Source organism: Nocardioides rubriscoriae (assembly GCF_008087085.1).
Lineage (GTDB): Bacteria > Actinomycetota > Actinomycetes > Propionibacteriales > Nocardioidaceae > Nocardioides > Nocardioides rubriscoriae.
Genome location: NZ_VIYJ01000005.1, coordinates 137,125 through 154,474, shown reverse-complemented (window position 1 = coordinate 154,474; position 17,350 = coordinate 137,125). Strand labels below are relative to the sequence as shown.

The window sequence follows — 17,350 nt, the reverse complement described above, 5'->3', positions numbered from 1 at the left end:
TCAGCGTGATGGCTCTGACCGCGTGCGCCAGCGAGGACAGCGAGCCGAGTGCCACGGACTCGGGCTCGGGCGCCACGTCGGCCGAGAGCGACGTCAAGGTGGGCATGGCCTACGACGTCGGTGGTCGGGGCGACCAGTCGTTCAACGACTCGGCTGCCGCCGGTCTCGACCAGGCGATCGAGGAGTTCGGGATGACCTCCGAGGAGGCCGAGGCCGAGGACGGCGAGGACGAGGCGGCCCGCGAGGAGCGGCTGCGGACCTTCGCCGACGGTGGCTACGACCCGGTGATCGCCGTGGGCTTCGCCTACGCCGCGGCCCTGACCAAGGTCTCCGCCGAGTACCCCGACGTCCACTTCGCCATCATCGACGACGAGTCGATCGACGCCGACAACGTCGCCGACCTGGTCTTCGCCGAGGAGCAGGGATCGTTCCTCGTCGGTGCGGCCGCCGCGCTCAAGTCGGAGACCGGCAACATCGGCTTCGTCGGTGGCGTCGAGGTCCCGCTGATCCAGAAGTTCGAGGCGGGCTACATCGCTGGTGCCAAGGCGGTCAACCCCGACGTCGAGATCCAGTCGACCTACCTCACCCAGCCGCCGGACTTCTCCGGCTTCGGTGACCCGGCCAAGGGCAAGACGGCGGCCGAGGGCATGTTCGACGAGGGTGCCGACATCGTCTACCACGCAGCCGGTGGCTCGGGCGGCGGCGTCTTCGAGGCGGCCGCCGACAGCGGCAACCTCGCGATCGGCGTCGACTCCGACCAGTACAACACCGCCGACCCGGCCGTGCAGGACGTCATCCTGACCTCGATGCTCAAGAACGTGAACGTCGCGGTCTACGAGTACCTCAGCCAGGTCAACGACGGCACCTTCCCGTCGGGCGTCACCCGCTACGACCTCTCGGTCGACGGTGTCGGCTACTCCACCAGCGGTGGCCAGGTCGACGACATCGCGGCCAAGCTCGACGAGTACAAGCAGCAGATCATCGACGGCACCATCACGGTTCCCACCACCCCGTGACCTCGTTCGCCGGGCCTTCTGGCTCGGCAAACCGGTCGGTAGGCGAGGCCCGCGCGCACGCTCCACGCGTCCACGCGGGCCTCGTCCGTCGCGGGCCCGGTGGTCAGTACGATCCTGACGTCGGCCGTCCGCCAATCGGCCGCGGTCACCAGCTCGCGAAGGAGGTCACGGTCACCGTGACTCAGGCAGTGCCCCACCCTGACGGTGCCAGCACCACCGGCGGCCCTCCGGACGACCTGGCGGTCCAGCTGCGCGGGATCGGCAAGCGCTTCCCCGGCGTCATCGCCAACGACGACATCAACATCGACGTCCGGCGCGGCACCATCCACGCCATCGTCGGCGAGAACGGCGCCGGCAAGTCGACGCTGATGAAGATCCTCTACGGCGTCCAGCCGCCCGACTCCGGCACGATCACCATCAACGGCCGGCAGCTCTCGCTGTCGTCCCCAGCCGACGCGATCAAGGCCGGCGTCGGCATGGTCTTCCAGCACTTCATGCTGGCCGACAACCTCACCGTCGTCGAGAACGTCGTCCTCGGCGCCGAGCGCCTCCACGGGATCGGTCGTGCGGCGCGCCGCGAGATCATGAGGATCTCCGACGCCTACGGGCTGGGCATCGAGCCCGACCGCCTCGTCGAGGAGCTCGGGGTCGGCGCGCGTCAGCGGGTCGAGATCCTCAAGGTCCTCTACCGCGGAGCCACCCTCATCATCCTCGACGAGCCCACCGCGGTCCTGGTGCCGCAAGAGGTCGAGGAGCTCTTCGACAACCTTCGTGGACTCAAGCAGGAGGGCCTCTCGGTCATCTTCATCTCCCACAAGCTCGACGAGGTCCGCGCGGTCGCCGACGAGATCACCGTCATCCGCCGTGGCACCACGGTGACGACCGTGACCGACCCGCGCAGCGTCACCTCGCGCCAGCTCGCCGAGCTCATGGTCGGGGCCGAGCTGCCCTCGCCGAGCACCGAGACCTCCACCGTCACCGACACCGTGCTGCTGTCGGTCCGCGACCTCACGCTGCCCGCGCCCGACGGCCGGCCGCTGCTCGATGCCGTGTCGCTGGAGGTCCACCGCGGCGAGGTGCTCGGCATCGCCGGGGTCGAGGGCAACGGCCAGGCCGAGCTGGTCGAGGCGATCATGGGGATGCGCCCCGGGGTCACCGGTGCGATCGAGCTGGCGGGCGTCGACATCTCCCGCTCGAGCACCCTGGACCGTCGTGAGGCAGGGATCGGCTACATCCCCGAGGACCGGCACCGACACGGCCTGCTGCTCGACGCGCCGCTGTGGGAGAACCGGATCCTGGGCCACCAGTCGCGCCCACCGAGCTCGTCCCGCGGCCTGATCCGTAGTCGGGCGGCTCGTCAGGACACCGAGCGCATCATCGAGGACTACGACGTGCGCACGCCCGGCCCCAACGTGCTCGCCCGCGCCCTGTCCGGCGGCAACCAGCAGAAGCTGATCGTCGGGCGCGAGATGAGCAGCGACCCGATCCTGCTGATCGCCTCCCACCCCACCCGCGGCGTCGACGTGGGCGCCCAGGCCGCGATCTGGGACCACATCAAGACGGCGCGCCGCAACGGACTGGCGGTGCTGTTGATCTCGGCCGACCTCGACGAGCTGATCGGCCTGTCGGACCGGATCGAGGTGATCCTACGCGGCCGGCTCGTCGGCACCTTCGACCCGGCCTCGGTGACGCCCGAGCAGCTCGGGTCCGCGATGACCGGGGCCACCTCCGACGAGGGACAGGCGGTCACGGCGTGAACATCCGCCTCCAGCGCGCGGTCCTCGCGCTCTCCGTGCCCGTCCTGGCGCTCGTGCTCTCGGTCCTGGTCATCAGCCTGGTGCTGTTCCTCGCCGACGACCCGATCGGGGCCGTCTGGCAGGTCCTGCGGACCGCCCCGGCTGAGCGCAACTGGGCCAACATCATCGACAAGACCACCATCTACTACCTCTCCGGGATCGCCGTCGCGATCGGCTTCCGGATGAACCTGTTCAACATCGGCGTCGAGGGCCAGTTCCTCGTGGCCGCGTTGATGGCCGCCTTCGTCGCCGGCGAGGCCTGGCTGCCGGGCTACCTCAACACCGGGGTGGCGATCATCGCCGCGATGGTCGCCGGCGGGCTGTACGCCGGCATCGCCGGCGTGCTGCGCGCCTACCGCGGGGTCAGCGAGGTGATCTCCACGATCATGCTCAACGCGGTCGCGGTCGGTCTCACCGCGTTCATCACCCGCGAGCTCGCCAAGTCGGCCACCCAGAGCAACGTGAGCGTGGTGCAGACCAAGCTCATCCCCGAGGAGAGCTGGATCCCCAACATCTCCATCGGAGACGGTCCGGCGTCTGAGATCTACGGCTTCGTCGTGATCGCGGTCGTGGCCGGGTTCGTCTACTGGTTCATGATCAACCGCACCCGGTTCGGCTTCGACCTGCGCGCCACCGGTCAGTCCCTGACCGCCGCCGTGGCGTCCGGCATCAACGTCAAGCGGATGACGGTGGTGGCGATGATGATCTCCGGCGCGTTCGCCGGCCTGGTCGGGCTGCCCTACATCTTCGGCGAGTACCACTCCTACGGCTCGACCTTCCCGGCCGGCCTCGGCTTCACCGGGATCGCGGTGGCACTGATCGGGCGCAACCACCCCATCGGCGTGGCGCTCGGGGCTCTCCTCTTCGCCTTCCTCGACGAGCAGAGCAACAAGCTGCAGATCGATGCCGGTGTCTCGCCCGAGATCGTCAAGATCATGCAGGGCACCATCTTGTTGATGGTCGTGATCTCCTCCGAGGTCGTGCGTCGCTACGGACTGCGGCTCGAGCAGCAGCACGTCGCCCGCGTGCTCGCCCAGCGGGACCCTGCGTCGCCGCCCGCCGAGGGTGTCGAGGGTGCCGAGCGTGTCAAGGGTGTCGACGGTGACGGCACGCACGCGGCGACGACCCTCCCCGCGACTCCGGGTGCGGTTCGCGACGCCGACGACCAACCTGAGGAGGCCCCGCTGTGAGCGTGCCCGAGACCCAGCTCGTCCCCACCACCGTCGCGCCGGCCACCGGACGCCGGCGCCGTGTCCCGCTCTGGGCGGCACCGGTCGTCTTCGTCGTCCTGATCTTCTTCCTGTCGGTGCTGGAGCTGGTGACCGACGCCAACGACCTCACGTCCTCGGGTGCCATCAAGGCCTCGCTGGCCGCGACCACCCCGATCCTGCTCGCCGGTCTGGGCGGGCTCTGGTCCGAGCGTGCCGGTGTCGTCAACATCGGTCTCGAGGGAATGCTGATCCTGGGCACCTTCGGCGCGGCCTACTTCGCGTTCTACTACGGGGCCTGGGCCGGCGTGCTCGGGGGCATCCTCTTCGGGGCGATCGGCGGGCTCGTCCATGCCATCGCCACGGTCACCTTCGGCGTCGACCACATCGTGTCGGGTGTCGCGATCAACATCATCGCGCTCGGCGCGGTCCAGTACCTCGCGGCGGTCACCTTCGGCGAGCGCGAGGGCGGCAGTGCGACCCAGTCGCCGGGCCTGCCCGACCTACCGTCGCTGACCATCGACCCGTTGGTCGAGAGCCTGGGCAAGGTGGAGAAGGACGACATCTTCTTCGTCTCCGAGCTGGCCGCCGTGGCTCGGGCACTGTGCAACGGCCTGTCGGTGCTGGTCGTGATCGCGGTGCTGCTGTGCGTCCTGACCTGGTTCGTGCTGTGGAAGACGTCTTTCGGCCTGCGACTGCGGTCGTGCGGCGAGAGCCCCGCCGCCGCCGAGTCGCTCGGCATCAACGTCATCAAGTACAAGTTCATCGCCGTCATCGTGTCCGGCGGGCTGGCGGGCCTGGGCGGTTGCTTCCTGTCCATGGTCGCGTCCAGCTCCTACCGCGACGGCCAGACCGGCGGTCGCGGCTACATCGGGCTGGCCGCGATGATCTTCGGCAACTGGCGTCCTGGCGGCCTGCTGGCCGGGTCGGGCCTGTTCGGCTACACCGAGACCCTCGGCCTGCGCTCGGGTCAGGACTCCGTGCACGCGCTCCTGCTCGCGATCGCGGTCCTCGCCGCCGGTGCGGCACTGTTCCAGCTCTACCGGCGCAACGTCCGCACCGCCGCCGTGATGGCGCTCGTCGCGTTCGGCCTGGGGGCGCTCTACTTCGCGATCGACGAGGTGCCCGGTGACTTCACCCGGATGACGCCCTACGTGATCACGCTGCTCGTGCTGGCCTTCGCGGCTCAACGGCTGCGGATGCCGGCGGCCGACGGTCAGGTCTACCGCAAGGGGAGCGCGGGGTGACGGTCGGCGGGTTCGACTGGGAAGCCCTCACGGCCGAGGCCACCGCGGCGGCCCAGCACGCCTACGCCCCGTACTCCCGCTTCCGTGTCGGTGCGGCCGCCGTCGTCGACGACGGTCGCCACGTGGCCGGCTGCAACGTCGAGAACGCGGCCTACGGTGTCGCGCTGTGTGCCGAGTGCGGGCTCGTCAGCCAGCTCCACCTCACCGGCGGCGGTCGGCTGACGCACTTCGTGTGCGTCGACGGGCACGGCACGGTCATCATGCCGTGCGGCCGGTGCCGCCAGCTGCTCTCCGAGAACGGCGGCAAGGACCTGCTGCTGCTCACGGTCTCCGGTGTCAAGCGCATGGACGAGGTGCTGCCCGATGCCTTCGGTCCCGACGACCTCGCTTGACCTCGGGTCGGCCGAGTTCGTCGCCGATCCCTACCGGTTCCTGGCCCAGGAGCGCGCCCGTCACGCCGTCGCATGGCACGAGCGGACCGGGGTGTACCTCGCGTTCACCCACGAGGCCGTGGGCGCTGTGCTGCGCGAGCGTCGCCTGGGCCGGATCTGGCGCGACCGGGAGCCGGCGGCGGCCCTCGAACCCTTCAACCTGCTGCACCGCAACCAGATGATGGAGAACGAACCACCCGACCACGCGCGCCTTCGCCGACCGGTCGCCCGTGCTTTCAACCGGGGCCACGTCGAGCGCCTGCGACCCCGGGTCCGTGCACTCGCGGCCACGCTGCTCGACGAGGTGGATCCGGCCGGCTTCGACCTCGTCGGTGACTTCGCCGAGACCCTGCCGGTGCTGGTGATCGCCGAGCTGCTCGGCGTCCCCGCCTCGCACGCCGGCGACCTGCGACGCTGGTCGCAGGCCATCGTCGGCATGTACGAGGTCGCGCCGGACCACGAGGTGCAGGCAGCGGCCGTCGCGGCGGCCACCGACTTCGCCGCGCTGGTCCGCGAGCTCCTCGCCGAGCGCCGCGAGCGGCCCCGAGACGACCTGATGAGCGACCTGGCGGGCACGGAGCTGAGCGACGACGAGGTGGTCGCGGCTGTGGTCCTGTTGCTCAACGCGGGTCACGAGGCGTCGGTCAACGTCTTCGGCAACGGCTGCGTCGCGGCGCTGCGTCGCGGGCTGCGGCCTGGCGACGTCGCCCTGGCCGTGGAGGAGATGCTGCGCTTCGACTCCGCGCTGCAGCTCTTCGAGCGGACTGCGACCGACGACGTCGAGGTCGCCGGGGTACTCATCCGGGCGGGCCAGAAGATCGCCGCCCTGCTCGGGTCTGCCAACCGCGACCCCGAGGTCTTCGAGCGGCCCGACGAGATGCTCCTCGACCGTGACCCCAACCCGCACGTGGCGTTCGGGGCCGGCGTGCACTTCTGCCTCGGAGCGCCGCTCGCGCGGATGGAGCTGACCGAGTCCCTGACCGCGCTGCACGCGACGTACCCCGGCCTCGAGCTCCGCTCCGAGCCCGAGAGCCGCGGCACCTTCGTGCTTCGTGGCTACCGGTCCGTGCCGGTCCGTGCCGGTCTCGGCCTGACCGGCCCCGACCTCAGTAGGGTCACCGGGTGAACAGACCCCTCCACGACGCAGTCGAGGTGATCCTCGCCAAGCGCGACGGCCTCGAGCTCTCCGACTCCCAGATCGACTGGGTGGTCGACGCCTACACCCGCGGCGAGGTGGCCGACGAGCAGATGTCGGCGCTCGCCATGGCCATCCTGCTCAACGGCATGGAGCGCCACGAGATCACGCGGTGGACCGCTGCGATGATCGCGTCGGGGGAGCGCATGGACTTCTCCTCGCTCTCGCGGCCCACGGCCGACAAGCACTCGACCGGCGGGGTCGGCGACAAGATCACGCTGCCGCTGGCGCCCCTGGTGGCCGCCTGCGGGGTCGCCGTGCCCCAGCTGTCCGGGCGCGGCCTGGGCCACACCGGCGGCACCCTCGACAAGCTCGAGTCGATCCCCGGCTGGCGGGCGGCGCTGACCAACGACGAGATGATGGCGCAGCTGGAGTCGGTCGGTGCGGTCATCTGCGCCGCCGGCGACGGTCTGGCGCCTGCCGACAAGAAGCTCTACGCGCTGCGCGACGTCACGGGCACCGTCGAGGCCATCCCGCTGATCGCGTCGTCGATCATGAGCAAGAAGATCGCCGAGGGCACCGGCGCCCTGGTCCTCGACGTCAAGGTCGGCTCGGGGGCCTTCATGAAGGACGTCACCCGCGCCCGCGAGCTCGCCGAGGTGATGGTCGCGCTCGGCACCGACGCCGGCGTCCGGACCACGGCGTTGCTCACCGACATGTCGGTGCCGCTCGGCCTCACCGCCGGCAACGCGATCGAGGTCGCCGAGTCCGTCGAGGTGCTCGCCGGCGGGGGACCGGCCGACGTCGTCGAGCTCACCGTGGCCCTGGCCCGCGAGATGCTCGCCGGCGCCGGGCGCGACGACGTCGACCCCGCCGACAAGCTGGCCGACGGCTCGGCGATGGACGTCTGGAAGGCGATGGTCCGCGCCCAGGACGGCGACCCCGACGCCGCGCTCCCGGTGGCGCGTGAGTCGCACGTCGTGATCGCGCCGATCTCCGGCGTGCTCACCCGGCTCGACGCGATGGCCGTGGGCCTGGCGGCCTGGCGGCTGGGCGCCGGCCGTGCCCGCAAGGAGGACCCGGTGCAGGCCGGCGCCGGTGTCGTGTGGCACGCCCGCCCCGGCGACGCGGTCACCGCCGGGTCGCCGCTGTTCACCCTGCTCACCGACGAGCCCGCCCGCTTCGACCGCGCGCTGGCCTCGCTCGACGGCGGCTGGGAGATCGGCCCGGACGCTCCGGTCGCCTCACCGCTGGTCATCGACCGGGTCGGCTGAGGGCGACGTACCGACAGGGCCCACCGGGCCGGTCGGGTCGAGACGCCTCAGTGCGACAGTCCTACGCCGAACGGGTAGGTCGCGAGGGTCGTGGCGGTGTCCGCGAGGGGATGGAGCAGCAGCGCGTGCCCACCTTCCTCGAAGACGTCCACGGGGACGTCGAGGTGCGCGTAGCGCCCCGGGGTGACCACCGTGAGCCCGTGCCGACGCTCGGACCGTGAGCCGTCGGGACGCTGCAGCCCGATCGCGAACGAGACCTCGTCGGTCGCCGCCGCGGCGTACACCACCACGACCGCGATGCTCAGGGTCGTGGGGAGCTCGGTGACGGCCGCGTGGGCGAACGCCGCGTCGCCCAGCCGCAGCACCTCGTCGTCGGTCCGTGCCGACGTCGCCGCGAAGAAGCCGAGGATGTCCACGGTCGACGTCACCACGAGGTACCGCTGCGCGGCGTCCTCAGGCCTCGAGCAGCAGGACGACCATCTCGGCGACGCAGGCCGGCTTGGACTCGCCGTCGATCTCGATGACGTGCTTCATCGTCACCTGCTTGCCGGCGGGGAGGTCGTCGACGGCAAGGAGGGTGACGTGGTCGCGGATGCGGTGACCGACCTTGACGGGGTTGGGGAAACGCACCTTGTTGAGGCCGTAGTTGAGCTTGGCGCCGGGGGTCGCGAAGGTGAAGACCGACGTGCCGAGGAAGGGGATCAGCGACAGCGTGAGGTAGCCGTGGGCGATGGGTCCGCCGAAGGGGCCGGCGTTGGCGCGCTCGACGTCGACGTGGATCCACTGGTGGTCGTCGGTGGCGTCGGCGAACGTGTTGACCCGCTCCTGCTCGATGGTCAGCCAGTCGCCCGCTCCGAGCTCCTCACCGACGGCCCCGGAGACCTCGTCGAGCGTGGTGAAGGTGCGCATGGTGCCTCCTGGGCTTGGCTCGTCGCGGACGAGCAGGGGGGTGGTTGGATGACGCCATGGAACCTACACGCGAGACGGTGCGCTCGGCGCCCAAGGTCCTGCTGCACGACCACCTCGACGGTGGGTTGCGGCCGGCGACCGTCCTCGAGCTCGCGGACGAGGTCGGGCACACCCTGCCGACCCACGAGAGCGCGCAGGCGCTCGGTGCGTGGTTCGCCGACGCGGCAGACTCCGGCTCCCTGGAGCGCTACCTCGAGACCTTCGACCACACGGTCGCGGTGATGCAGACCCGCGCCGCGCTGGTGCGGGTGGCGCGCGAGTGCGTCGAGGACCTCGCGGCCGACGGCGTGGTCTACGCGGAGGTCCGCTACGCCCCCGAGCAGCACGTCGAGGGCGGTCTCACCCTCGACGAGGTCGTCGCGGCGGTGCAGGAGGGGTTCGACGCCGGAGCCGCCGAGGCCGGTGCCGGGGGCCACCGCATCGTGGTGCGCCAGCTGCTGACCGCGATGCGGCACCAGGCCCGTTCGATGGAGATCGCCGAGCTCGCCGTGGCGTGGCGCGACCGCGGCGTCGCCGGGTTCGACATCGCCGGGGCCGAGGCCGGCTACCCGCCCACCCGGCACCTCGACGCGTTCGAGTACCTCCAGCGCGAGAACTCCCACTTCACGATCCACGCCGGCGAGGCGTTTGGGCTGCCGTCGATCTGGCAGGCCATCCAGTGGTGCGGGGCCGACCGGCTGGGTCACGGCGTCCGGATCATCGACGACATCACGGTGCACGACGACGGCACCGTCGAGCTCGGCGGCCTGGCGTCGTACGTGCGCGACAAGCGGATCCCGCTCGAGATGTGCCCGGCGTCCAACGTGCAGACGGGTGCGGCGACCAGCATCGCCGAGCACCCGATCGGGCTGCTGACCAGGCTGCGCTTCCGGGTCACCGTCAACACCGACAACCGGCTGATGAGCAACACCTCGATGACCGACGAGATGACGGCGCTGGTCGAGGCCTTCGGCTACGGCCTCGACGACCTGCGCTGGTTCACCGTCAACGCGATGAAGTCGGCGTTCCTGCCCTTCGACGAGCGGCTCGCGATCATCGACGAGGTCATCAAGCCTGGGTACGCGGCGCTGATGGCCTGATGAGTTGAGGGGCTGACCGTGCTGATCACCAACCACGTCCTGTCGGGTGCCCTGGTGGGGGCGGTCTCGCCCGGCCCCGCCTCGGCGTTCGCCCTCGGGGTCGTGTCGCACGCCGTCCTCGACAGCGTGCCGCACTGGGGCGACGAGTCGATCTTCCTGCCGGTGGCGGTGGTCGACGGGCTCGTCGGGCTGGCCACCCTGGGTGCGGTCGCGCGGGCAGCCGGTCCCGAGCCTCGGGCACGGGTCGTCGCCGGCATGCTCGGCGCCTGCCTGCCCGACGCCGACAAGCCCAGCAACCTCTTCTTCGGTCGCTCGCCGTTCCCGTCCGCGGTCGACCTGTGGCACCAGCAGATCCAGCGCGAGTCGCCCCGACGACTGCCGCAGGAGTTCGTGGTGGCCCTGGCGGGCGCCCTCCTCGTACGACGGGCCCTGAGCAGCGGCGTCAGCCGGCGGGGGTGACCAGCAGCCACGGGTAGGGCCAGCCGGCCGACCGCAGGCGCGCACCCACGAACTCGTCGCGGGTCAGGACCTCCACGGTGCCCCGTGAGGGCTGGTAGCAGCAGAGCCCGTCGTCGGCGTCGCCCACCGGGGGCAGCACCAGCAGCACGTGGCGGGGGAGCGTCCGGCTGCCGACGTAGAGCGCACCACCGGCGGTCGCCAGCCGGTCGTACGCCGCGGCGCGCGACCAGCGCGCCACGTGCACCTCGTGCGCGTGACCGGTCACCGACTCCAGCTCGTGGCGCACGGCCCACGGCGGGGTGCCGATCGCCCGGGGCCAGGGCACCTGCCACCTGCCTGCGTCGCGAGGGGCGGTGAGGCGACGGTGGCAGTCGAGCACCTCGCGCCGGAACGCGGCGGGAGTCGGCGTCACGGCGTCGCGCACGAGCCGCGCCATCACGACGCTGGCGGCCCCGCAGGAGCGGGCGTCGGGCTGGCGCAGCCCGGCCGCCAGCGGGTTCACCGCTCGACCTGCTCGAGCAGCGCGCGGACCGCCGCGGCGGCCTCGTCGGGCAGGACGGGGGTGCACCCGAGGCTCACGGCGTGGGCGACGACGTGGCGCTGGTCGCGCATCAGGGCCAGGCCCCGGCGCACGAGCACCAGCGGCGGCTTGCGGTGCTCGCGCAGGTCGCGGACCAGCCGCCGCCAGAAGGTGACCGCCGGCGCCTGCCGCACGCAGAACGCCGCGGCGAGCAGGCCCTCGGCCTCGAGGTGCGGCACGACCTCCTGGGCGAAGATCCCCTCGGCCACGACGTACGGCGCGCCCGCGAGGTCGAGCCGCTGCCAGCCGGTCCGGCCGTCGTGGGCGATGTCGTAGACGGGCACGTCACCGGCGCCGTCGCGACAGAGCGCCACGGCGGCGGCCACGGCGTCGTCGCACAGCCACGACCGGGGGTCGTCCCAGTCGGTGATGCCGGCGTTGGCCCCGCTGGTGATGCGCGGCAGCGTCGGGTCGTGGCCGTCCTTGTAGAAGTCGTCGAGCCGCAGGACCGGCAGGCCCAGGCGTTCGGCGAGTCGCGACTTGCCCGACCCCGAAGGGCCGGCGAGCACGACGACCTGCGCGACCACCTGGGTCACACGCCCATCGGGTGCCAGACCGTCTTGATCTCCACGAAGTCGGTCATGGTGTCGAGGCCGGGGGTGAGGGTCCAGTCGGGCTCGGCGGCGGGGGCCCGGCGCACCCGCTTGAGGTTGTCGGCGGCCGCGACCTCGAGGTCGGTGGCCAGCGCGGTGTCACCGGCGATCCCGGTGAGGTCGATCGCGTTGACGTCCATGTGGGAGGCCAGCCATGGTCCGACGGTGGCCGCGGAGCCGGTCAGGACGTTGATGACGCCGCCCGGCACGTCGGAGGTGGCGAGCACCTCGGCGAACGTGACCGCCGGCAGCGGACGGTCGTAGGACGACACGACGACGGCCGTGTTGCCGGTGACCACCACCGGCGCGACCACCGACACGAGGCCGAGCAGCGACGACTCCTGGGGTGCGAGCACCGCGACGACGCCGGTGGGCTCGGGCGTGCTGAGGTTGAAGAACGGCCCGGCCACGGGGTTGGCGTTGCCGACGACCTGGGTGAGCTTGTCGGCCCACCCGGCGTACCAGACCAGGCGGTCGATCGCGGCGTCGAGGACGTCGCCCGCCTTGGCGGCGCTGAGCCCCTCGGACTGCTGGACGGCGAGCAGGAACTGCGGGCGCCGGTCCTCGACGAGCTCGGCGACCCGGTAGAGGATCTGCGCGCGGTTGTAGGCCGTGCGGCCGGCCCACCCGCCGGCGGCCTTGCGGGCGGCGACGACCGCGTCGCGGGCGTCCTTGCGCGAGGCGAGGGCGGCGTTGGCCACGAACTTCCCCTTGGCGTCGTTGACGACGTAGGAGTACCCCGACTCCGAACGCGGGAACGCGCCGCCGATGAAGAGCTTGTAGGTCTTGCGGACGTCGATCCGCGTCGTGTCACGAGCCATCAGAGGTCGCCACCCTTCAGGTAGGCCGCGAGTCCGTGGCGGCCGCCCTCGCGACCCTGTCCCGACTCCTTGTAGCCGCCGAACGGGCTGGTGGGGTCGAACTTGTTGAACGTGTTGGCCCAGACGACGCCGGCCTTGAGCGCACCGGCCATGTGCAGGATCAACGAGCCCTTCTCGGTCCAGACGCCGGCCGACAGGCCGTACGGCGTGTTGTTGGCCTTCTCGACCGCCTCGGACGGCGTGCGGAAGGTCAGCACCGAGAGCACCGGTCCGAAGATCTCCTCGCGCGCGATCCGGTGGGCCTGGGAGACGCCGGTGAAGATCGTCGGCGGGAACCAGAAGCCCCGGTCGGGCAGCTCGCACGGCGGCGACCAGCGGCCCGCGCCCTCGGCCTCGCCGACGTCGCTGAGCTCGCGGATGCGCTGCAGCTGCGCCGCGGAGTTGATGGCCCCGACGTCGGTGTTCTTGTCGAGCGGGTCACCGACGCGCAGCGTGCCCATCCGGCGCTTGAGCCGCTCGAGCAGCTCGTCGGCGACCGACTCCTGCACCAGCAGCCGTGAGCCCGCGCAGCAGACGTGGCCCTGGTTGAAGAAGATGCCGTTGACGATGCCCTCGACGGCCTGGTCGATCGGCGCGTCGTCGAAGACGATGTTGGCCGCCTTGCCGCCCAGCTCGAGGGTGACCTTCTTGCCGGTGCCGGCCACGGCCCGCGCGATGGCCTTGCCGACCTCGGTCGAGCCGGTGAAGGCGACCTTGTCGACGTCGGGGTGGGCGACGATCGCCTGACCGGTGCCACCGGCTCCGGTGACGATGTTGACGACCCCGGGCGGCAGGTCGGCCTGCTGGCAGATCTCGGCGAAGAGCAGCGCGGTCAGCGGCGTGGTCTCGGCCGGCTTGAGCACGACGGTGTTGCCGCAGGCCAGGGCGGGCGCGACCTTCCAGGCCAGCATCAGCAGCGGGAAGTTCCACGGGATGACCTGGCCGGCGACCCCGAGCGGGGTGGTGCCGAAGCCTGCGTGCTCGAGCTTGTCGGCCCACCCGGCGTAGTAGAAGAAGTGGGCGGCGACCACGGGGACGTCGACGTCGCGCGACTCCTTGATGGGCTTGCCGTTGTCGAGCGACTCGAGGACGGCGAGCTCGCGGGAGCGCTCCTGGATGATGCGGGCGATCCGGTAGAGGTACTTGGCGCGCTCGCTGCCGGGCATCCGCGACCAGACGCGGGTGTGGGCGCGGCGGGCGGCCTTGACCGCGGCGTCGACGTCGGCGTCGTCGGCCTCGGCGACCTCGGCGAGGACCTCCTCGGTGGCCGGGCTGATCGTCTTGAACGACGAGCCGTGGCCGTCGACGAACTGGCCGCTGATGAACAGGCCGTAGGACGCCTTGAGGTCGACGATGCTGCGCGACTCGGGGGCCGGGGCGTAGGTGAAGTCCATGCGTGTCAGTCCTGGCCTCAGTCGAGGGTGAAGTAGTCGGGACCGGAGTAGCGCCCGGTGGTCATCTTGGTGCGCTGCATGAGCAGCTCGTTGAGCAGCGTGGAGGCGCCGAAGCGGAACCAGGCCGGGTCGAGCCAGTCGGGCCCGGCGACCTCGTTGACCATCACGAGGTACTTGATCGCGTCCTTGGCGGTGCGGATGCCGCCCGCGGGCTTGACCCCGACCATCTGCCCCGTGGCCTCACGGAAGTCGCGGACGGCCTCGAGCATGACCAGCGTGACGGGCAGCGTGGCCGCGGGCTGCACCTTGCCGGTGGAGGTCTTGATGAAGTGGGCGCCGGCCATCATCGCCAGCCAGCTCACCCGGCGTACGTTGTCGAGGGTCTGCAGCTCACCGGTCTCGAAGATCACCTTGAGGTGGGCGTCGTCGCCGCCGGGGCGGGCGCAGGCCTCACGCACCGCGACGATCTCCTCGAAGACCCGCAGGTAGTGGCCCGACAGGAACGCGCCGCGGTCGATGACCATGTCGATCTCGTCGGCGCCGGCCTCGACGGCGTCGCGGGTGTCGGCGAGCTTGATGTCGAGCGCGGCGCGCCCGCTGGGGAACGCCGTGGCGACGGCGGCGACGTTGACTCCCGAGGACCCGAGGGTCTGCTTCACCGTGGCGACCATGTCGGGGTAGACGCAGACCGCGGCGACCGCGGGGCAGGTCGGGTCGGCGGGGTCGGGCCGCATCGCCTTGGACGCCAGCGCGCGCACCTTGCCGTGGGTGTCCTGGCCCTCGAGCGTGGTGAGGTCGACCATGCGGATGGCCAGGTCGAGGGCCTGGGCCTTGGCGGTCGTCTTGATGGAGCGGGTCCCGAGGGCGGCGGCGCGGGCCTCGGCGCCGACCTGGTCGACCCCGGGCAGTCCGTGGAGGAAGCGTCGCAGCGAGGCCTCGGACCCGGTGACGTCGGAGTAGTCCGTGGCGGTCGTGGGCATCAGCCCAGCATAGAGTTGGGATCATGGACGGCGACAACTCGGACGAGCGGTTCCCGCCCACCAGCGGGCGGGTCCTCGGCACCTGCGGCGTGGTGATCGGGCTCGTGGCCGCGGTGACGGCGATCACCGAGGGCGGGTCGTGGGCGGTGGTGGCCCTCGGGGTGCTCTTCGCCGCCGTGAGTTGGGTCTCGCTGCTGCGGCCCCGGGTGGCGATCGAGGACGACACGCTCGTGCTGCGCAACATGGTCGACACCGTGCGCATCCCGCTCGTGGCGGTCGAGGACGTCGTCGTACGCCAGGTGCTGGCGGTCCGGGTCGGTGAGAAGCGTTACACCTCGCCCGCCGTCGGGCGGCCGCGGCGGCAGATGAAGAAGGACGACCTGGTCGGCGACGCCGACTCCGCCGCGTCGCTGTCCGACAAGGCGTTCGCGCTCTTCGTCGAGCAGCGCATCCGCGAGCGGGCCTCCCTGCTGCGCGCACAGGCCCAGCGCCGCGAGGAGCCCACCGACCCCGGTGCCGGCGGACCGCCCGTGGAGCGCGTGCCGGCCGTGGCCGAGATCGCGGTGCTGGCCGCCTCGACCGTCGCGCTCGTCGTGGCGATCCTGGTCTGACCTGCGCCCCTGCCGACGCAGGCTCGCTCAGATCCCGGCAGCGGCGCGGATGTCGGCGCCCAGGGCGTCCAGGCGGGCGGCCGCGCTGATGCGCGCGGCCTCGACCCCGTCGGCGGCGCCGGCCTCGACGGGCACGACGACCTCGAGGTAGCACTTGACCTTGGGCTCGGTGCCGCTGGGCCGCACGATCACGCGGGCACCGTCGGCGAGGCGGTAGCGCAGGCCGTCGGTGGGCGGCAGCGCCGCGGTGCCCTGGGCGAGGTCGTCGACCGCAAGGACGGCGAGCCCGCCGAGCGTCGTGGGCGGGTGCTCGCGCAGCCGCGCCATCGCCGCGGGGATCCGGGCGAGGTCGTCGACGCGGACCGACACCTGGTCGGTCGCGTGCAACCCGTGCTCGCGGGCGATGTCGTCGAGCAGGTCGACCAGGCCGCGTCCCTCCGCCTTGAGCCGTGCGGCCAGCTCGCAGAGCAGCAGCAGCGCCGAGACCCCGTCCTTGTCGCGCACGTGGTCGGGGTCGACGCAGTAGCCGAGCGCCTCCTCGTAGCCGAAGGCCAGACCGGGCACGCGGCCGATCCACTTGAACCCCGTGAGGGTCTCCTCGTGGAGCTGGCCCGCCGCGGCCGCCATGGTGGCGAGCAGCGACGACGACACGATCGAGGTGGCGTAGGTGCCGGTACGGCCGCGGGCCAGCAGGTGGTGGGCCAGCAGCGCCCCGACCTCGTCGCCGCGCAGCATCCGCCAACCGTGCAGCCCGGGTACGGCGGCCGCGCACCGGTCGGCGTCGGGGTCGTTGGCCACGACCAGGTCGGCCCCGGTCTCCTCGGCCAGCGCGAGCGCGAGGTCCATCGCCCCGGGCTCCTCGGGGTTGGGGAAGCCCACGGTCGGGAAGTCGGGGTCGGGCTCGGCCTGCTCCGCGACCACGCGGGGCTCGCTGAACCCGGCGGTCTCGAGCACCTGGAGCACCGTCGTGCCGCCGACGCCGTGCAGCGGGGTGTAGACCACGTCGAGGTCGCGCGGACCGTCCTCGGCCAGGGCCGCCACCGTGTCGAGGTAGTGGTCGACCAGGTCCTCGCCGAGCAGCGTCCCGGGGCCCCCGCGCGGGATCTCGGCGAGGTGGCCGACCGCGTCGATGTGGGCGGCGATGTCGGCGTCGGCGGGCGGCACGATCTGGCTGCCGTCGCCGAGGTAGACCTTGTAGCCGTTGTCCTGAGGGGGGTTGTGGCTCGCGGTCACCATCACGCCCGCCGCGCACCCGAGCTCGCGGATCGCGAAGGCCAGCACCGGCGTCGGGAGCGGGCGCGGCAGCACCCACGCGGTGAAGCCGGCCCCGCTCATCACCTCGGCCGTGTCACGGGCGAACACCTCGGAGTTGTGGCGGGCGTCGTAGCCGATGACGACCGAGCGCTGCCCGGACTGGCCGGTCGCGCCCTCCTGGTGCAGGTACGCCGCGAGGCCGGCCGCGGCGCGCAGCACGACCACGCGGTTCATCCGGTGCGGACCGGCCCCCAGGGCCCCGCGCAGGCCTGCGGTGCCGAACTCCAGGGAGCCGCGGAACCGGTCGGCCAGGTCGGCGGCCGCGGCCGCGGCGTCGGGGCCGTCGGCCTCGACGGTGGCGAGGACCTGCGCGAGCTCGGAGCGGGTCTGCGGATCGGGGTCCTCGGCCATCCAGGCGCGGGCGCGCGCGACCAGGACGTCGACGTCGGGGCTCATGTGAGGCA

General features: G+C 71.9%; 18 protein-coding genes. 10 read left to right on the top strand and 8 right to left on the bottom strand.

Features of this window, described 5'->3' with window-relative positions; translation table 11 throughout:
* Positions 1 to 8 precede the first annotated feature (8 nt).
* The 7 genes from FZC61_RS10415 to FZC61_RS10385 all read left to right on the top strand — a co-directional run bounded on the left by FZC61_RS10415 (position 9) and on the right by FZC61_RS10385 (position 8,107).
* Complete coding sequence (locus tag FZC61_RS10415) at positions 9 to 1,016, top strand: BMP family lipoprotein (protein WP_170286060.1); 1,008 nt, start codon at positions 9 to 11, stop codon at positions 1,014 to 1,016.
* Between the two features lie 188 nt (positions 1,017 to 1,204).
* Positions 1,205 to 2,773, top strand: coding sequence for an ABC transporter ATP-binding protein (locus tag FZC61_RS10410; protein ID WP_211357199.1), 1,569 nt, complete (start codon positions 1,205 to 1,207; stop codon positions 2,771 to 2,773).
* Complete coding sequence (locus FZC61_RS10405) at positions 2,770 to 4,002, top strand: ABC transporter permease (protein WP_148614103.1); 1,233 nt, start codon at positions 2,770 to 2,772, stop codon at positions 4,000 to 4,002. Before FZC61_RS10410 ends, FZC61_RS10405 begins: the two co-directional genes overlap by 4 nt.
* Positions 3,999 to 5,267, top strand: a complete 1,269-nt coding sequence (locus tag FZC61_RS10400; RefSeq protein ID WP_148614102.1) for an ABC transporter permease — start codon at positions 3,999 to 4,001, stop codon at positions 5,265 to 5,267. The genes FZC61_RS10405 and FZC61_RS10400 overlap by 4 nt, the downstream gene beginning before the upstream one ends.
* Positions 5,264 to 5,659, top strand: a complete 396-nt coding sequence (locus tag FZC61_RS10395; protein ID WP_148614101.1) for a cytidine deaminase — start codon at positions 5,264 to 5,266, stop codon at positions 5,657 to 5,659. Before FZC61_RS10400 ends, FZC61_RS10395 begins: the two co-directional genes overlap by 4 nt.
* A complete protein-coding gene (locus FZC61_RS10390) occupies positions 5,631 to 6,824 on the top strand; it encodes a cytochrome P450 (RefSeq protein ID WP_148614100.1) in 1,194 nt (397 codons plus the stop codon). The genes FZC61_RS10395 and FZC61_RS10390 overlap by 29 nt, the downstream gene beginning before the upstream one ends.
* The gene (locus tag FZC61_RS10385) at positions 6,821 to 8,107 is read left to right on the top strand and encodes a thymidine phosphorylase (RefSeq protein WP_148614099.1); all 1,287 of its coding nucleotides are present in this window, start codon (positions 6,821 to 6,823) and stop codon (positions 8,105 to 8,107) included. The genes FZC61_RS10390 and FZC61_RS10385 overlap by 4 nt, the downstream gene beginning before the upstream one ends.
* A gap of 47 nt (positions 8,108 to 8,154) precedes the next feature.
* Here the strand turns inward: FZC61_RS10385 and FZC61_RS10380 are convergent, their stop codons facing one another.
* Both FZC61_RS10380 and FZC61_RS10375 read right to left on the bottom strand, forming a co-directional pair.
* Positions 8,155 to 8,535, bottom strand: a complete 381-nt coding sequence (locus FZC61_RS10380) for a hypothetical protein (RefSeq protein ID WP_148614098.1) — start codon at positions 8,533 to 8,535, stop codon at positions 8,155 to 8,157.
* A gap of 25 nt (positions 8,536 to 8,560) precedes the next feature.
* The gene (locus FZC61_RS10375; protein WP_148614097.1) at positions 8,561 to 9,016 is read right to left on the bottom strand and encodes a MaoC family dehydratase; all 456 of its coding nucleotides are present in this window, start codon (positions 9,014 to 9,016) and stop codon (positions 8,561 to 8,563) included.
* 56 nt (positions 9,017 to 9,072) lie between these two features.
* Between FZC61_RS10375 and FZC61_RS10370 the strand changes: the two genes are divergently transcribed.
* Together FZC61_RS10370 and FZC61_RS10365 are read left to right on the top strand one after the other, a co-directional pair.
* Positions 9,073 to 10,155 (top strand): adenosine deaminase, encoded by a 1,083-nt coding sequence (locus tag FZC61_RS10370; RefSeq protein ID WP_148614096.1) that lies wholly within the window; start codon positions 9,073 to 9,075, stop codon positions 10,153 to 10,155.
* A gap of 18 nt (positions 10,156 to 10,173) precedes the next feature.
* Complete coding sequence (locus FZC61_RS10365) at positions 10,174 to 10,614, top strand: hypothetical protein (RefSeq protein WP_148614095.1); 441 nt, start codon at positions 10,174 to 10,176, stop codon at positions 10,612 to 10,614.
* Here FZC61_RS10365 and FZC61_RS10360 read toward each other — a convergent pair.
* Genes FZC61_RS10360 through deoC form a run of 5 tightly spaced genes read right to left on the bottom strand, consistent with a single transcriptional unit; the run spans position 10,598 to position 15,021 of the window.
* Positions 10,598 to 11,116: a hypothetical protein gene (locus FZC61_RS10360; RefSeq protein ID WP_148614094.1), complete on the bottom strand. Its 519-nt coding sequence runs from the start codon at positions 11,114 to 11,116 to the stop codon at positions 10,598 to 10,600. The genes FZC61_RS10365 and FZC61_RS10360 overlap by 17 nt on opposite strands.
* Entirely contained in the window at positions 11,113 to 11,730 is a 618-nt protein-coding gene (locus tag FZC61_RS10355) for an ATP-binding protein (RefSeq protein WP_246142626.1), read from the bottom strand. The genes FZC61_RS10360 and FZC61_RS10355 overlap by 4 nt, the downstream gene beginning before the upstream one ends.
* Entirely contained in the window at positions 11,727 to 12,608 is an 882-nt protein-coding gene (locus FZC61_RS10350; protein ID WP_148614093.1) for an aldehyde dehydrogenase family protein, read from the bottom strand. The genes FZC61_RS10355 and FZC61_RS10350 overlap by 4 nt, the downstream gene beginning before the upstream one ends.
* The gene (locus FZC61_RS10345; RefSeq protein WP_148614092.1) at positions 12,608 to 14,041 is read right to left on the bottom strand and encodes an aldehyde dehydrogenase family protein; all 1,434 of its coding nucleotides are present in this window, start codon (positions 14,039 to 14,041) and stop codon (positions 12,608 to 12,610) included. The genes FZC61_RS10350 and FZC61_RS10345 overlap by 1 nt, the downstream gene beginning before the upstream one ends.
* A 17-nt stretch (positions 14,042 to 14,058) precedes the next feature.
* Complete coding sequence (gene deoC, locus FZC61_RS10340) at positions 14,059 to 15,021, bottom strand: deoxyribose-phosphate aldolase (protein WP_148614091.1); 963 nt, start codon at positions 15,019 to 15,021, stop codon at positions 14,059 to 14,061.
* Positions 15,022 to 15,044: 23 nt separating this feature from the next.
* Here deoC and FZC61_RS10335 point away from each other — a divergent pair, with 23 nt between their 5' ends.
* A complete protein-coding gene (locus FZC61_RS10335) occupies positions 15,045 to 15,632 on the top strand; it encodes a hypothetical protein (protein ID WP_148614090.1) in 588 nt (195 codons plus the stop codon).
* Positions 15,633 to 15,659: 27 nt separating this feature from the next.
* Here FZC61_RS10335 and FZC61_RS10330 read toward each other — a convergent pair whose 3' ends face one another.
* Positions 15,660 to 17,342 (bottom strand): phospho-sugar mutase, encoded by a 1,683-nt coding sequence (locus FZC61_RS10330; RefSeq protein ID WP_148614089.1) that lies wholly within the window; start codon positions 17,340 to 17,342, stop codon positions 15,660 to 15,662.
* Positions 17,343 to 17,350 lie beyond the last annotated feature (8 nt).

What these genes read in the sequence shown, in the direction of transcription:
- FZC61_RS10415 (WP_170286060.1), top strand. Translation starts at nt 9, where the DNA reads ATGGCTCTGACCGCGTGCGCCAGCGAGGACAGCGAGCCGAGTGCCACG.
- FZC61_RS10390 (WP_148614100.1), top strand. Translation starts at nt 5,631, where the DNA reads ATGCCTTCGGTCCCGACGACCTCGCTTGACCTCGGGTCGGCCGAGTTC.
- FZC61_RS10375 (WP_148614097.1), bottom strand. Translation starts at nt 9,016, where the DNA reads ATGCGCACCTTCACCACGCTCGACGAGGTCTCCGGGGCCGTCGGTGAG.
- FZC61_RS10370 (WP_148614096.1), top strand. Translation starts at nt 9,073, where the DNA reads ATGGAACCTACACGCGAGACGGTGCGCTCGGCGCCCAAGGTCCTGCTG.
- FZC61_RS10350 (WP_148614093.1), bottom strand. Translation starts at nt 12,608, where the DNA reads ATGGCTCGTGACACGACGCGGATCGACGTCCGCAAGACCTACAAGCTC.
- FZC61_RS10345 (WP_148614092.1), bottom strand. Translation starts at nt 14,041, where the DNA reads ATGGACTTCACCTACGCCCCGGCCCCCGAGTCGCGCAGCATCGTCGAC.
- deoC (WP_148614091.1), bottom strand. Translation starts at nt 15,021, where the DNA reads ATGCCCACGACCGCCACGGACTACTCCGACGTCACCGGGTCCGAGGCC.
- FZC61_RS10335 (WP_148614090.1), top strand. Translation starts at nt 15,045, where the DNA reads ATGGACGGCGACAACTCGGACGAGCGGTTCCCGCCCACCAGCGGGCGG.
- FZC61_RS10330 (WP_148614089.1), bottom strand. Translation starts at nt 17,342, where the DNA reads ATGAGCCCCGACGTCGACGTCCTGGTCGCGCGCGCCCGCGCCTGGATG.